This window comes from Methylobacterium nigriterrae, assembly GCF_037106235.1.
GTDB classification, from domain to species: Bacteria; Pseudomonadota; Alphaproteobacteria; order Rhizobiales; family Beijerinckiaceae; genus Methylobacterium; species Methylobacterium nigriterrae.
In genome coordinates, this window is the sequence record NZ_JBAWTG010000026.1 from 16534 (window position 1) to 29232 (window position 12699).

Sequence of the window (12699 nt, forward strand, 5' to 3'; positions counted from 1 at the left end):
CCCCCGGGAGCCTCGGACCGGTTTGGTACGGTCGGCGGCGTTTGTAGTTCACGAAACCCGGGTTCGTCCAGTGGATTTCATACGCCTCGCCGCGAAGGTTTCGGTTGAGGCGAGAAGGCCACACAACCACGCAGGGGTCTGTAGAGCCTGCGGAATTTTTTCAGCCTTGAACTTTGGGTTTGTGGAAAGCTGAATTCCGCAAAAATTTTTTATGCCGCTCGATCGCGCTTGAACTCCGCTCGTCTCGGGCGCGCGCCGCAAACAAGGGACGTGAGCCCAAGCGCGGGAGCCAAGTGGATGGCGGCGAGCGGGCTGTTGTCGCATTGTCGGCGCGCAAACGAGAGGCCCCGCGATCCGTGAGGCTGCGGGCCAAGGCCGCACGACAATGAACGGGAGCGCCCCGGCAGCAGTGTCCCGAGAGTGGGTCTAACGGGGCCGCATCGAGGTGCCTAACCTCGACCCACACATGCTGCGCCGTCGTTCGATGCGGCACACTCACGCAGGTGAAACGCGGCCGAAAGAAAACCCCGCGAGCCGGGGCTGCGGGGCGAAGGAGATGTCGGCACGAGTGCAGGGATGTCCTCGTATGCGCAACCTGTGCCGGCCATGCGTACTCGGCACTACGGTCAAACCGCGGAGGCCCTCGGCGCCCTCAGATCAGCTGGCAGCCAACGGTAGGTCGGGCGCTCGATCGCGCGGAGCGCCGTCATAGCCTTCCATCCATGCGGCTCGCTCCTCGCTGGCAAGCGGATAGGGACATGCGTCCTTCGGTCGGCCGTGAATGCGCGCCCAGGCGCCTTGCTCAATTGGATCGGCAGGGGTGTGACAGGTGTCTGCCATAACGATGTCTCTGGCTTCCGCCCCCGGCAAAACAACCCGGCGACGCTCGCGCAGATCCGGCGCGCCACCGCTCCAAATTAGGGAGAGACTGCCCCGCAAGCCGGGCATGGATGGCATCAAATCCGGCTCCGCCAGCGTCGATCAGGGGTGACTTCCATCGACGGCGCCAGTGCCACTCGGAGTGCCGACCCTTAGATCTTCGACCCTGCCGGCCGCCGCGCCTTCGCGAAGGTGTGGTGGGAGACGCACGAAGGGTTCCCTCGGCGGTCGCCAATGCGCGCGAACGGAACACGCCTGCACTTCGCCGTTTGGTTTGCCTAGACAACTAAATGTTCGGAGGAAACATGACACCGTCAGACAGCCCGATGAACCCGAAACCCCTGGATTCGCCCGGTGGCGGCGTCGGCCTTGGCAGCATCGACGATCTGCAAGGCCATCCAGGAAAGGGCAGCCCGCCCGGGCCGGACATCAAGCCGGTACCGGACAGCGATCTGCCGGCGGGTGAATCTGAGGCCGGCCGCCGAACGATACCTTCGGGAGAGTCGGGCGCGGACGGATCCGAGACCGATGAGCAGCCGAGCTAGAGCCGCAGCCGATCAGGTTGGATCGGGTACGATTTGTGAGGCTCGGTGCTGGCGCGCATTCTCACCCGCAACTGCGCTCGTGTCATCGAGAGGCACTCTCGACGCCCGAGTGTGCCGGGAGCATGATCCAACGTTCGCGAATTCCCGTTCGGATGCGAGGTGAGCCATGGACCATGAGTTGGAGCGTTTCCAGGCCCGGGCTGAGGACGGCACCGTTCGCACCATTATCGCTTGGCAGACATTCACACGAACCGGCGGCCTCAGCGGATCGCACATCCTGAAAGGACAGCACCGGTTTTCACTGCCCAATGGGAAGGGCGTGGCTGAGCTTGAAGGCGGTGGCTTTCAAGTGATCGAGAGCGGCGAAGTCCTGCATAGGATTGCCGTGTGATCTGCGGACGCTGCCTGCACGAAGAGCATGTGCGGAGTATGCGCGGGCTATGACGCGATCTGATCGGATGCCGCTCTAGATGAGCCGCCTCACGCATTGATGAGGTGCGAAGCGCATGAAAAAGCCCCGCGAGCCGAGACCGCGGGGCCGATCTGATGAATGGAGATCGTCGGTTAGCGAGAGCCGCTTCCGCTGCTTCCACCCTGCGGCACGGCACGCTCCGGCTGGCCCGCGTTGCCGCCACCTGCGGAGTCGGTCGTAGCGGTGCCGGCACCAGTCGCACCGCGTGAAACCGAGACGCTCGGATCGTTCCCTGTATTGTTCTGCTGTCCTTGAATCACCGGTCCGGTTGATGGAACAGGCTCACGGACAGGCGGTGCAGTCTGCGCATGCGCAGAACCTGCCACGGACAGCGCCAGTGCGCTGAGTGCGAAGAGCTTTGTCATGGAAACTCCTTGCCGACATCATGTCGGCTGATGGAGCTCAACGGATCGCGGTCTGAACAGTTGCGCGCGAGGCAAGGTGGCGCGCTGCAAAAAGCCCGCCGCAGCGAACCGGGCGGGCTGAAGTCGTCTCGAGGCCCCGGGGGCTGGGGGTCATCTGTCAGACGCACGGGTGTGCCCTGCTAATCCTATAAAAAGCACGCGCCGGCGGGGAACCGGGTGGGAAGGCGAGTCAGTGACAGTATTCTCGCACGGATCAGTGACACGACGCCGCGTGCATCTCACTTCTTCTTAGATTCAGGGCGCTCGCCTGGGCCGGGCGGGTGGCCGGGGTCGGCCCGGCCGCCGGGCTGCCCTGCGACGCCGGGCGCTCCGCCTCCGACATTGGCGCCCGGTGCTGTGCCGGTTGTGCTCGGCCCGCCATGGTCTTTACTCGCCGCAGCAGGCTTTCCGGTCCCCCCTCCTGTGGTCGTACCCTCTGCAGAGGCTGCCGAGCTAAGAGACATCATGGCGGCGCAGATGCCGAGGATGGCTATGTTCCTCATTGGGATTTCTTCCATCGTCGTGGACTGGCGTCAGGTTCGCTGTCCCGCGCCTAACAGATTAACGTGCGTTGCGCCCGGCTGATCCGGCAGGAAGCCGACGGGAAAATGCCCGCCTCGGCAGATCCGGGCGGGCTGAAGGTCTAAAGATCACTGCTCAGACCAACCGGTGGCGCCGCGCTTTGTTCAACCGCCGTCCAGACACAAAGACGCCCGCTTGGCGAGGGGCCAGACGGGCTCTGCTTTGTTCCATGGAGTTCCAGCATTGCTGCCGGGCGGGAATCTGGAGCGGGCGCGGTGGAGGTCAATTCAGCCGCTGCAAGTCACGCACGACCGCCGCAATGGCGAGGCCGATGACGATTTCGGCGGAGACCGCCATGACGACAGGACTGGAGAGGCTCATCGGCGCGGCCTCGGCTGACCGTTCGTGTGGTCGAAACGGTCCATCACTTCCGTGAACCGCGCGAGGGCCGCCGTCATCTGGCTGGTGTGGTATGCCTCTTCCGAGGCTGTGTCCGCGACGATCGCAGCCGTCAGACCATTCACCGCCTTGGTAAGATCTGCGAGCGCCATGCTGTCGAAGAGTGCTGCGCCGGTGCAGGCTTGCGCCACGTCCCGGGCCACTTCGGGCTTGAGAGCTTCAGCCTTCTTCGCCTCCGTCCTGTAGTCGAGGAGGGTCTTCACGAAGCCATTGAGCGGGACGAGGACGGCGGCGACAGCGGCAGCGGCAGCGCCGAGGATGGCGGGCCAGGAATCAAGTTGCTGTAGTGCTTCCGGAGCCGCCACCGTTCCGTCTCCTGCGTGATCTGAGCCCGAAGGTGTCCTCGGCCGCCATGTCGCTGGCGGCCCGGCCGGAAGCGTGCAATTCGGCAAGGGCCAGGATCGCGTAGACGGCGACGCCCGTGACGACCGGTGGTGCCGCCATCAGGAAGCCGATGGCAATTGCGAGCCAGAAGAAGAAGCCGCCGAGACAGCCGAGTGTGCGGATCAGCGAGGTTTCGCGCCCTCTGAGCCCGTTAATCCAGAGGGCAAGCAGCCGGACAGCCCCGAAGAAGGCGCACAAACCGCCCGCCACCTTCTCGTCGACCACCGAGGCGATCACCCTGAAGCTTGGATTGCTGAACGTGTCGGTGGGCCCCAAAAGGACAAGCCCGACTCCCACCGCGATCCAGGACAGCCAGATCTCGGCCCACCGCGTCTGGCCGTAACGGACGGCCCGGCGGATGCGCTCGTTGATGACGGGATCGGGGTCATACATCAGCATGCGCTTCCCCGTTCCAGACCTGGGGGACAGCTTCGCGTGGTAGGGCATCAGCGCCGAACCGCGTTCGCCACGGCCCGCCCGAGCGGCGCCGCGGCCTGCTGGAGGACCGCGCCGAGCTGCGCATCCTTGTTCCGCGAGGCTGAGGAGGAGCCGAGCCAGAACTGGTAGGCGGTCGTGGCGGCGCCCAGCACCCAGCCCACGATGATGCCGTCCTCGCGCAGCCAGCCCATCGCCACGCCCGCGATGATGCCGGCCACGAAGATGTAGTTCAGGGCCGAGAACACAACTGGCACCCACACGACCTCGTGGTGTGACTGGATCGCGGCCGTCTCCATCGCGCGGGCGCTCGCCACGTCATCGAGCTCGGCCTGGCGCCGCTTCGTCTCGGCCTCGATCTCGGCGAGCCGCAACTGGGCGCCGGACGGGTCCGCCTGCACGGCAGCGGAGACCGCCTGTGGGGTCGGCTCGACGCCGAGCGCGCCGGCCACAGCCTTGCCGACAATGCCGCCGATGGCGGAGCCGAGCGGCCCACCGAACAGGCCGCCGAGCGCCGGCAGGCCGATCTGGGCGAACTGCCCGGCGAGGTTGGTCCAGTCCATCATGCGGCGTCCTTTTTTCCACGGAACAGGTTGATCAGCGCGCCGATGATCGTCTTGGGCGGCTGGGCGGGCGCGGGCTGCGTCGGCGGGGTGACGGCTGGCGGCGGCGCCACGACAGGCGGGACGCGGATCGGCGTCTCAACCGAGACCGGCACGCTGACCGGTCGCGCATCAGTGCTGCGGGCCTTGGGAGCGCGCGCGGTGTAGGGCGTCAGAAACTGATCACGCTCGGCCTCGCGCCGGCTGATGATCTCGGACGGCTTCTTCCACGCCATAATGGCGCTGCCGCAGCCTGACCGGTCGCCGGCATTGAGCAGGCGCAGGAAAGTCGAGCCCTTGAACCCGTTCACCCCAATGTTGAATGCGATCGATATGAGCGCATCCTGCTCGTGGTCGGCGACCGGCACCTTGATGCAGGACAGGATCGGCAGGGCGTGGCTCGCGAGATCCTCGAGGAAGAAGAGATCCGCCTGCGCCTGCGTGATGGTCTGCCCGACCTGCACGCCCTTGGTGTGCCCGTACCCGATCGTGGGCACACCCACGCTGTCGAGGTAGGCCTTGAGCCGCACGCCCTCGCGCGACTTGAGAGCCGCTATGCCGAGCGGCGTCATGATGGCTGATGAGGCCATGCCGGATCTCCACGATGTCAAAGAATTGCCGCCGAGCGGCGCCATCGCCCTCGCCCGCAGACATCAGCCCGCAACAGAGATGCGCGAGGTCAGGCCGGGAACGGACGAAGGTGCGCCGGTGACGGAAGAAAGAGAGTGGGCTCAAGCCCTATGAGCGACCGATGGTGCTATTGCGTTGATCATCGGCGGCGTTCTTCTGGTGGCAGTCACAACGTTCATGACCGGGCAGCTGATCTGATGGCTGCTCAGCGTGCGGCCTCGTCAAACAGGAGGTGCGCGGCTGGCCCGGCCGGCGGGTGTCAGAAATCGCCCATGATCGTCGCGAGCATCAGCGCGATAGCTGTCAGCGCGAAGCAGGCGCCGACAAGGACAGCGAGGTCGCCGGCCGCTTGCTCAGCATTCGTGCGGGGACGCTCTCCGAGCAGGCCACCCCAGATGATCAGGAGCAGCGAGAAGGCAGCGAACAAGGCGGCCGGGAACAGCATGGATGCACCGCCGTGCGACGCCTAGATTATACGCCCTCTGCAGCCCGTTCACTCAGACGTTGCTGCGCCGTCCTGAGCCTTGGCGCACGGCGGGCGAGCTGGCCGCAGTCGATGTGACTCGTGGCCGGCTCGCCGTCGATCTCGCTTCAAAACACACCGAGCTAAACAGCCAGCGTCAGCGTCACCGCCATGAGCCCGAACCACAGTCCTATCATGGCCGTGAAGGCGCCGGCTTTGCGTTCGCCGTCCGTATGCCCGTGTTTCGAGAGCAGCCCGCCGACGACGAAAAACAGGAGCGCGGTCGCGGCGAGAATAGCGGCCGGTATGAGCATGCGCGCCCTTCCAGGGCGAGGGGTGAACCCATCGCACTACCTCCTTTGCGCGGCTGTGCAGCGGAGGCCTAGTTGCAGATGCTTAGCAATAACGAATCAAAAGGGGGCTGCGATGTCGCAAGCCAATTCAACGATAGATCATGATTTGGATCTCGAACGCTGGTCGGATCGGCTGCAGCTATCAGCGGCTTTCCTTGCCGTTGCTCTTGCCGTCGAATGGCTAGGCGTGATTGTCGCTGCCGCTTGGTAAACGAGCGGCGGATTACGGCGCCGCCGACCAGCCCGGCAGGTTGGCCCACATCACCGCTTCCGGCCGAGGGCAGCGGTGATGTCAGGTTCCAAACAGTTAGAGTGACCCGCCTCACAGCGCGGAACGCACGACCCGATCAATACTCGCCTCAGCGGCTCGAGCGGCTCGGGAGATTTTGATGAGGCGGTTTCAGGTCCGGCAATGCGCGACGGGGCACATTTTGTGGGTAGGCGCGGCGTTCAATGAGATCGCGGCTCTCGACGCCATGGCGCACGAGGCTGGCTACTACGACTTCTCGGATCTGCCGGACCATCTGCGCGCGGGTGGCCTCGTGGCCGAGCTCGCGGGGGGCTGATTGCCTGTCCGCCTCGGTGATCTGCACCCGCCGGCAGGTTCGCCCACATCACGGCAGCCGCGATCAGCAGCGCCACAACAGCGGCCAGAGCATGCGTGATCAGCTCATGGCGGCGCGCGGCCTCGATGTCGCGGGGCATGAGGATTAGCCATCCTGTCTGCGGTCGATGCGCGTGCTACCCTTGTCGCTAGCCTGGAGGGTCTGAGTATGACCGAGGCAGAAGCGCTTTGCGCGGAACTGACGGCGACCGTCCACTCGGATCTCGCCGTGCTTCATCCCAGCAGCCTGAGCGAACTTCGCGATGCTGCGCTGGAATCGGCGCGGTCTCTCGCGCCTCAGTTGGATCCGCTCATCGAACTTACGCTCGACCCCCATGCGCCAGACAGGATCACGCTCGGGATCACATGGTCGATGCCGCAGGTGGATTAGTTGCCCAGCGCCCAATCGCACTCTATCGGCGCTGAGCGGTGGAACAATCGCGTTACCCCATTTTCGCGGATTGTTTGGGCCGATTTGATCCCGATGCTTGACCATAACGAATCAAAAGGGGGCTTCCATGAAATGGGGCAATGCAAGGATTGAGCAAGACTGGGATCCCTCCTGCGAATCTGATCGGCTGAGGTAGTATGCGCTAGTCTTCGCCGCCGCGCTCACCGTTGAATGGGTCTGTGTGATCGTGGCAGCTGCTTGGTGAACGGCCGGCAGTTCGCCGCGGCCCTTGCCCTCGGGAATGCTTTCAGCTCGGCTTTCGTTGTCGGCCGAACCGGGCCAAGAGCATCCCGATCGCCAAGCCGAGCTTGCCGCTCCTTCGGGATTGATCGATGGCGACATAGTCCCTGCGTTCAAAAGGATGAGCGCCGACGCCGGCGCCAAATGAGCCGCAGCCTGGTGTCCTACTCTGGTGCGTATGAACCATTTGCCACTTGTGCTGGTTCATACGCACGCGGCGCCCCCTGATCGGGAGTGTGGGTTTGCGGGATGACGTCTTGAACTGGCTGCATCGGCCTGCCGAATGGCCGCTCGATGCGCAGATTGCACTGGCGATCGCTCTCGGCTTGTGCCTGATACTCGCCGTGAGCCTCGTTCGATCACGCCGTTATAACCGTCTGGCTGGCGAGGCTTTCGTCGCTGTCAGCGCAGAGCTTGAGAGAGCCACTTCAACGCAGGCCCGGGCGACGCGTCAGCAGGAGGTGAGCCCCGCGATAAGCACCGGTCCGGCGCTGCCGACGAACGGCGAAGTCGTCGCGGCATCATCCTCAGCCGCGCAGGTCAGCGTCGATGCAGTACCGCGTCAGTCCACTGCAACGGCTGAGGTCCGGCTGCCGCACGTGGAGGATACGCGCCTGTTCGGAACCTGAGGTTCGAAAAGCGGGGTCCGTCGACAAGCAATCTTAGCGGAGCGCTAACTGGGATCGCGCAATCTGAGGCGTCTCAAGTGATCGGCGATGCGCGACGCGGCTCGATGGGTGTGGCAGACGACCAAGGCCACGCTGGCGATCGGTGCCCGTGTCGGAGCGGCGTTCTACTCAGCCGATCGAATGGATCGAAAAGGCCTCGGCACGCTCGCGGTACGGGCGCTGGATCCGGTGACGACGGGCTCGATCGGCCCGAAGCAGCCGAGCGGCGCGCTTCTTGGGAAGTCTGTTCCTGCGGGCACGCGCGGCTGAGGAGCCCGGCACGTCTGGAGCCTACTTGCTCTCGGTATCGCCAGCCTTCCGGCTGTCCTTGCCGGTGTTGTCGCTGGGCTGTTTCAGTTCGAGCTTCGTCGTGGCGCCGCCACTGTCGCCCGGCCGTAGGGTGTGCGTGACGCTCTCGATCCGGTAGGTGCCATCGACGCCGGCCCGGGCGCCGGAGAGGATGCAAGTGCCCTCAGCGCGTGCACGTGGCTCGATGTCGATCTCGACAGTGCCGCCGCCCTTGTCGCGCTCGGCTTCCGTCTTCCGGCCCTCGCCACGGGCCTTGGCGTCGTCCTTGTCGGCACGCTTGCCGCGCAGCACCGCCGAGGCGCCGCCGCCCGAGCCGCCCTCGATGTCGACCTTCTCCTCGAAGAACTTGGCCGTCTTCCGGTCGAAGCCGCTGACGCGCACGTCGCGAAACACCTCTCGCGCCTCGAACGGCTCAATGTCGACGTTGAGCAGGTTGCCCGGGTTCGTGGCGTAGATCGTCGGCAGCGACTGGCCCGAGGGCGTCGAGCCCTTGCCGCGCTTGGCGAGGACCGCCTTGTCGCCCTGGATCTTGAAGGTGGCGCCGTGCTCTCGCGCCAAGCGCTGCATCTCGTGCAGGAATGAGCGGCCTTCCGGCCCCCACCACGCGCGCTTGATCTTGGCCAGATCCGGATCGACCTTGATCGTGAGCCCTGCTCGCTTGGCGAAGTCCTGCGCGTAATCGCCTAGGGTCGCGTCCTCCTTGGCGAAGTGTCGGCCCTCCTTCGCGCCGGCCTCGGCGTCGAAGCCCTTGGCCGAGAGGATGAGCCGGCCGCCGTCGCCCTTGGCGAAGGAGAAGCGCGAGCTCTCGGTCTTCCCCGTGAAGACGAGCTCGCCCATGATCGAGACGTGCATCATCGCGCCCTTGCGAGGCATGATGATCCGGCCATCGTCTGCCAGCGTGATCCGGGCGGTGTCGCTCGTCGTGCCGGCATGATCCTGGACCTCCAGCTCCATCACGAACGGGTTCATCCGGCTCGTGGCGTTGATGCCGTCGATCGTGACGGTCCATTCGACGGTCAGCGGCATGGGATCAGTCGAACAGCGAGACGGCAGGCGCGGTCGTGCGGGCCCGCTCCGTCACGGGCGGCAGATCCGGGATCGTCACCAGGGTGCCGAGCGTCAGGAACGGGCCGAGTGCGGCGAGGCCGGGGTTCAGCGCGAGCGTCTCGGACAGCCGAGCCGAGGTTGCGCCGCGGCGCTTGCCGTGCCGCCAAAGCAGCAGCTCCAGCGTGATGCCAACCCCTGAGACTTTCACCGTGGTCGCCATCGCGTCATCCGAACAGACTGATGAGGGCCGAGAGCATGTCGGTTGCCTGGCCCGTACCGGGCTGGCCGACCGGCACCAGCTTCAGCTCGTGCTCGATCTTCTGGCCGACGCCGCCGGTGTGCGGGCCGATCTCGGCGTGCCGCTCCTGCACGCTCTCGATGGCGAAGAAGCCGTAGACCGTGCCGTCGCCCCGGGTGACGAACACGGCTTGGCCCGAGCGGCGGAGCGAGTGAGCGAGCTCGATGCTGGAGAGTCCGCCGATCGCGTTCCGGTTGAACGGATGCAGCGTGCCCTTCAGCGTCAGGGTCTCCTCGCCCTCGCCGGTGAACTCGCGCTCCGGCCGGCGGCCGAGCAACTCCTTCTTCGCCCAGGACGCGGACGCCTCTCGGCTCCACTCCTCGATGTTGTAGGGGCGGCGCGAGATCGTGAGAGGTCCGACCTGCCACAGCATCAGCCCATCCCCCTGTCGGCGAAGGAGCCTGATAGGGCCGACGCGACCTTGCCGGTGCGGCCCATGGCGCCGCCCGCGTTCGAGGCGGCCGCGGCCAGTCGGTCAACCTTCGCGGCAGCAGCTCCGGCCCCGCTGTCGATCTGCGAGATCAGGCCGATCGCCTTCATCAGCTTGTCGAGCAGACCGTCGACAGGCGCGGTGTTCACGGATGGCGCGATGATCTTCTGGCCGACCTCGTCGATCTTGGTGCCGAGCTGCTCGACCTTCTCCTGAGCGCCCTCTGCCGCGCTGGCATCGATCTCGAGCTTCTTCGGCCCGAGCACGTCGTCAATGTTGTCGATGCTGCGCGGCAGCCCGCCGGGGCGTGCGGGTGGCAGGGGCGTCGCAGAAGGCAGAGGCTTTCGGCCAGAGGTATCGAGCGGGTAGGCCTGCTGCCAGCTTGCAATGCCGGGCGTAATGGCGCCGGCTTGCCCCTGGATCGGAGCAGTGGGATCGACACCCATTCGCAGAGGGACCTTGTCAGCCAAGAGCTCGCGGTTGGCCTTGATATTCTCCAGGGTCCGGCGCTCGGCCTTGAGCAGCATCTCCTGCGAGCGGACCGCGCCCTCGATGCGCTCCGGCGAGTAGCCCTTGTCCGCGAGCGTCTTGCGGGTCGCGGCGATGGATTCCTCCATCTCCTTAATCCGGGCGACCTGATCCTCACGGTCCTTGTCGAGCCAAGCCTTCTTGTTTTCGCGGAAGCGCTCGGCGATCACGCCTCTGGCCTCGCCGAGCGCGCCCGAGAGGCCGCCCTGCTGGTAGGCCTGGTTGATCCGCTCCATCGCCGCCGCGATGGTCTGCAGCTCCTCGCCCGTGCTGCCGAGGAACGAGGTCGCGCCCAGTGCGTCGCCCGCCCGTGCAGCGTTGAGCTTGAACTGCTCCCAGGAGTTGTTGAGCCGGTCGACCGCGGCCTGCGAATCTTTCGTGACCTGCACGAGATCGCGCATCACCGAGCCGGCGGAGGAGGACTGCAGGGTCGCGGACAGCTTCTGCCACTCGCCCCGATAGGTTAGCAGCGCACGCACGCCGCGCCCGAACTCCTGATCGGCGATGAGGTTGGGTAGCTTAGACAGGTCACCCTTGGTGGCCTTCTGCGCCGCCTCCTCGAACACCTCGATGAGGTTGCGCCCCTCCTTTCGGCCCTTCTTCATCGCCGCTTCGAGGTCGACGCCCATCTTCTTGAATTTCTTGGCCGTCTCCTCCGATTCCATCTTCTGGAAGATGTTCGTCAGCGAGGTCGCAGCCTCCTCGGTCGTGCCGGTGCCCTTGCGGATCGTCTGCAGCATCGCGACGACGTCCGCGAGCCCCTTCTCGGCCTTCATGCCGACCGCGGACGCGGCCGGTGCGAGGCTCGGCAGGTAGCGGGCCATGTCCTTCAGCTCGAACTGCCCGGCCTTGCCGCCCGCGACCATGATGTCGAAGGCGTTCTGCATCTGCTTGCCGGCGATGCCGAAGTTCGTGCTGACGGAATCCGCGGTCTTGGCAATGTCCTCGACCTGGGAGCCTGACGCTGCGGCGGTAAGGGCGACGGAGGGCAGGAAGTCGAGCCCCTCCTTCAGGCTGCGCCCCTGCGCGACGAGCGACTCCAGGCCGCCGGTCAGCTTGTCGATCGGGGTGGCGGTCTGCTGTGCCAGCCGGAACAGGCTCGCACCCATCGCATTGATGTCTGCACGGCTCGCGTCGGCCGTCTGACCGATCATCGTGAGGCGTCGGTCGAAGGCGGCGGCATCCTTGTAGGCGCTCGCGACCCCGTAGGCGCCGATCGCGCCGCTGAGCGGCCCCAGTGAACGCGCGTGGCGCCCCGCGCTGCGGACGCCGGCTGCCAATGCGGCTGCGCCCCCAGAGGACTGCTCGCGCTTGGCGCGACGCTCTGCGCGCGTCTGACGGTCGAGAGCGTTGGCTGCGGATTGCGCCCGGGCCGCGAGCGCCGACTGCGCGGTGGCCAGCGTGGTGGTGGGGATACCGAGTTCCGCTAGGGCGCGCTTGAGGCGAACCGCCGCCGACTTCTCGGTGTCCATGTCCCGGGCGGCAGAGCGAATGGCGGTCTGCGCCCGCTTGTGGTCTCGCTCAAGATCGCCGACCGCCTTGCGAGCCGCTTCCATCTCCTGTGCGATGGCGCCGCTGCGGGAGAAGCTGCGGATGCCGTCGAATTGCGCGGCGGTCTTACGTGCCTGCTCCAGCGCCTTGCTGAGCTTCTCGACGTTCTCGCGTGCGCCGCTGAATGCCGTCCGGGCCTGTCCGAACGTCCTCATGCGGTTCTGGAGCTGCGTGAGAAGCTCGGCCTGGCGGCGGGCCTCCTCCAGCTCCTTCGTCAGCTTGCCGAGCGCGGAGCCCGCGCCGATCTTGCCGAGATCCTTCCCGGCCGCAGCCGCGCCCTTCAGCGCGCCCGCCATGCCCTTGGCCGGGCCGGAGACCTCGTCCGTCAGCTTGGCGATGAGATGGGCGGTACGTGAGGCCATCGGATTCCGTCAGGCTGCGTGGCGGCTGGCGAGGCGCACGGCCTCGGCGTGCCAAGCGATCAG

At 66.0% G+C, this 12699-nt stretch carries 17 protein-coding genes; 6 read left to right on the top strand and 11 right to left on the bottom strand.

All coding sequences use genetic code 11. From position 1 onward, the window contains the following. Positions 1–657 precede the first annotated feature (657 nt). Complete coding sequence (gene rmf, locus WDW90_RS15320) at positions 658–840, bottom strand: ribosome modulation factor (protein ID WP_336488342.1); 183 nt, start codon at positions 838–840, stop codon at positions 658–660. 344 nt (positions 841–1184) lie between these two features. Here rmf and WDW90_RS15325 point away from each other — a divergent pair, with 344 nt between their 5' ends. Continuing rightward, the gene (locus WDW90_RS15325) at positions 1185–1424 is read left to right on the top strand and encodes a hypothetical protein (RefSeq protein WP_336488262.1); all 240 of its coding nucleotides are present in this window, start codon (positions 1185–1187) and stop codon (positions 1422–1424) included. 166 nt (positions 1425–1590) lie between these two features. Then, a complete protein-coding gene (locus WDW90_RS15330) occupies positions 1591–1815 on the top strand; it encodes a hypothetical protein (protein ID WP_336488263.1) in 225 nt (74 codons plus the stop codon). A 1384-nt stretch (positions 1816–3199) separates the two neighbouring features. Here WDW90_RS15330 and WDW90_RS15335 read toward each other — a convergent pair. The 6 genes from WDW90_RS15335 to WDW90_RS15360 form a co-directional block, all read right to left on the bottom strand. Beyond that, complete coding sequence (locus WDW90_RS15335) at positions 3200–3586, bottom strand: hypothetical protein (RefSeq protein WP_336488264.1); 387 nt, start codon at positions 3584–3586, stop codon at positions 3200–3202. Next, positions 3555–4064: a hypothetical protein gene (locus WDW90_RS15340; protein ID WP_336488265.1), complete on the bottom strand. Its 510-nt coding sequence runs from the start codon at positions 4062–4064 to the stop codon at positions 3555–3557. Before WDW90_RS15340 ends, WDW90_RS15335 begins: the two co-directional genes overlap by 32 nt. Before the next feature lie 47 nt (positions 4065–4111). Then, on the bottom strand, positions 4112–4666 hold the full coding sequence (locus WDW90_RS15345) for a hypothetical protein (protein WP_336488266.1): 555 nt from the start codon (positions 4664–4666) through the stop codon (positions 4112–4114). Continuing rightward, positions 4663–5292 (bottom strand): lysozyme, encoded by a 630-nt coding sequence (locus WDW90_RS15350; protein WP_336488267.1) that lies wholly within the window; start codon positions 5290–5292, stop codon positions 4663–4665. Before WDW90_RS15350 ends, WDW90_RS15345 begins: the two co-directional genes overlap by 4 nt. 299 nt (positions 5293–5591) lie before the next feature. Then, on the bottom strand, positions 5592–5777 hold the full coding sequence (locus tag WDW90_RS15355; RefSeq protein ID WP_336488268.1) for a hypothetical protein: 186 nt from the start codon (positions 5775–5777) through the stop codon (positions 5592–5594). Between the two features lie 161 nt (positions 5778–5938). Beyond that, positions 5939–6109 carry a hypothetical protein gene (locus WDW90_RS15360; RefSeq protein WP_336488269.1) on the bottom strand — a complete coding sequence of 57 codons (171 nt, stop codon included), beginning with the start codon at positions 6107–6109 and terminating at the stop codon, positions 5939–5941. Positions 6110–6537: 428 nt separating this feature from the next. Here WDW90_RS15360 and WDW90_RS15365 point away from each other — a divergent pair, with 428 nt between their 5' ends. From WDW90_RS15365 to WDW90_RS15380, 4 genes are all read left to right on the top strand, one after another. Next, on the top strand, positions 6538–6714 hold the full coding sequence (locus tag WDW90_RS15365) for a hypothetical protein (RefSeq protein WP_336488270.1): 177 nt from the start codon (positions 6538–6540) through the stop codon (positions 6712–6714). A 207-nt stretch (positions 6715–6921) separates the two neighbouring features. After that, positions 6922–7143: a hypothetical protein gene (locus WDW90_RS15370; RefSeq protein ID WP_336488271.1), complete on the top strand. Its 222-nt coding sequence runs from the start codon at positions 6922–6924 to the stop codon at positions 7141–7143. A gap of 557 nt (positions 7144–7700) precedes the next feature. Beyond that, the gene (locus tag WDW90_RS15375) at positions 7701–8072 is read left to right on the top strand and encodes a hypothetical protein (RefSeq protein ID WP_336488272.1); all 372 of its coding nucleotides are present in this window, start codon (positions 7701–7703) and stop codon (positions 8070–8072) included. 87 nt (positions 8073–8159) lie between these two features. Then, positions 8160–8381, top strand: coding sequence for a hypothetical protein (locus WDW90_RS15380; protein ID WP_336488273.1), 222 nt, complete (start codon positions 8160–8162; stop codon positions 8379–8381). 21 nt (positions 8382–8402) lie between these two features. On the opposite strand, the gene WDW90_RS15385 is transcribed toward WDW90_RS15380, so the two are convergent. From WDW90_RS15385 to WDW90_RS15400, 4 genes are read right to left on the bottom strand one after another with little or no spacing between them, the layout of a single operon-like run. Next, positions 8403–9446, bottom strand: a complete 1044-nt coding sequence (locus tag WDW90_RS15385; protein ID WP_336488274.1) for a phage late control D family protein — start codon at positions 9444–9446, stop codon at positions 8403–8405. Positions 9447–9450: 4 nt separating this feature from the next. Continuing rightward, the gene (locus tag WDW90_RS15390; protein WP_336488275.1) at positions 9451–9687 is read right to left on the bottom strand and encodes a tail protein X; all 237 of its coding nucleotides are present in this window, start codon (positions 9685–9687) and stop codon (positions 9451–9453) included. A 4-nt stretch (positions 9688–9691) separates the two neighbouring features. Continuing rightward, positions 9692–10138: a phage tail protein gene (locus WDW90_RS15395; protein WP_336488276.1), complete on the bottom strand. Its 447-nt coding sequence runs from the start codon at positions 10136–10138 to the stop codon at positions 9692–9694. Next, positions 10138–12636, bottom strand: a complete 2499-nt coding sequence (locus WDW90_RS15400) for a phage tail tape measure protein (RefSeq protein WP_336488277.1) — start codon at positions 12634–12636, stop codon at positions 10138–10140. Before WDW90_RS15400 ends, WDW90_RS15395 begins: the two co-directional genes overlap by 1 nt. Positions 12637–12699 lie beyond the last annotated feature (63 nt).

What these genes read in the sequence shown, in the direction of transcription:
- rmf (WP_336488342.1), bottom strand. Translation starts at nt 840, where the DNA reads ATGGCAGACACCTGTCACACCCCTGCCGATCCAATTGAGCAAGGCGCC.
- WDW90_RS15325 (WP_336488262.1), top strand. Translation starts at nt 1,185, where the DNA reads ATGACACCGTCAGACAGCCCGATGAACCCGAAACCCCTGGATTCGCCC.
- WDW90_RS15330 (WP_336488263.1), top strand. Translation starts at nt 1,591, where the DNA reads ATGGACCATGAGTTGGAGCGTTTCCAGGCCCGGGCTGAGGACGGCACC.
- WDW90_RS15340 (WP_336488265.1), bottom strand. Translation starts at nt 4,064, where the DNA reads ATGCTGATGTATGACCCCGATCCCGTCATCAACGAGCGCATCCGCCGG.
- WDW90_RS15345 (WP_336488266.1), bottom strand. Translation starts at nt 4,666, where the DNA reads ATGATGGACTGGACCAACCTCGCCGGGCAGTTCGCCCAGATCGGCCTG.
- WDW90_RS15350 (WP_336488267.1), bottom strand. Translation starts at nt 5,292, where the DNA reads ATGGCCTCATCAGCCATCATGACGCCGCTCGGCATAGCGGCTCTCAAG.
- WDW90_RS15355 (WP_336488268.1), bottom strand. Translation starts at nt 5,777, where the DNA reads ATGCTGTTCCCGGCCGCCTTGTTCGCTGCCTTCTCGCTGCTCCTGATC.
- WDW90_RS15360 (WP_336488269.1), bottom strand. Translation starts at nt 6,109, where the DNA reads ATGCTCATACCGGCCGCTATTCTCGCCGCGACCGCGCTCCTGTTTTTC.
- WDW90_RS15365 (WP_336488270.1), top strand. Translation starts at nt 6,538, where the DNA reads ATGAGGCGGTTTCAGGTCCGGCAATGCGCGACGGGGCACATTTTGTGG.
- WDW90_RS15370 (WP_336488271.1), top strand. Translation starts at nt 6,922, where the DNA reads ATGACCGAGGCAGAAGCGCTTTGCGCGGAACTGACGGCGACCGTCCAC.
- WDW90_RS15380 (WP_336488273.1), top strand. Translation starts at nt 8,160, where the DNA reads ATGCGCGACGCGGCTCGATGGGTGTGGCAGACGACCAAGGCCACGCTG.
- WDW90_RS15385 (WP_336488274.1), bottom strand. Translation starts at nt 9,446, where the DNA reads ATGCCGCTGACCGTCGAATGGACCGTCACGATCGACGGCATCAACGCC.
- WDW90_RS15390 (WP_336488275.1), bottom strand. Translation starts at nt 9,687, where the DNA reads ATGGCGACCACGGTGAAAGTCTCAGGGGTTGGCATCACGCTGGAGCTG.
- WDW90_RS15395 (WP_336488276.1), bottom strand. Translation starts at nt 10,138, where the DNA reads ATGCTGTGGCAGGTCGGACCTCTCACGATCTCGCGCCGCCCCTACAAC.
- WDW90_RS15400 (WP_336488277.1), bottom strand. Translation starts at nt 12,636, where the DNA reads ATGGCCTCACGTACCGCCCATCTCATCGCCAAGCTGACGGACGAGGTC.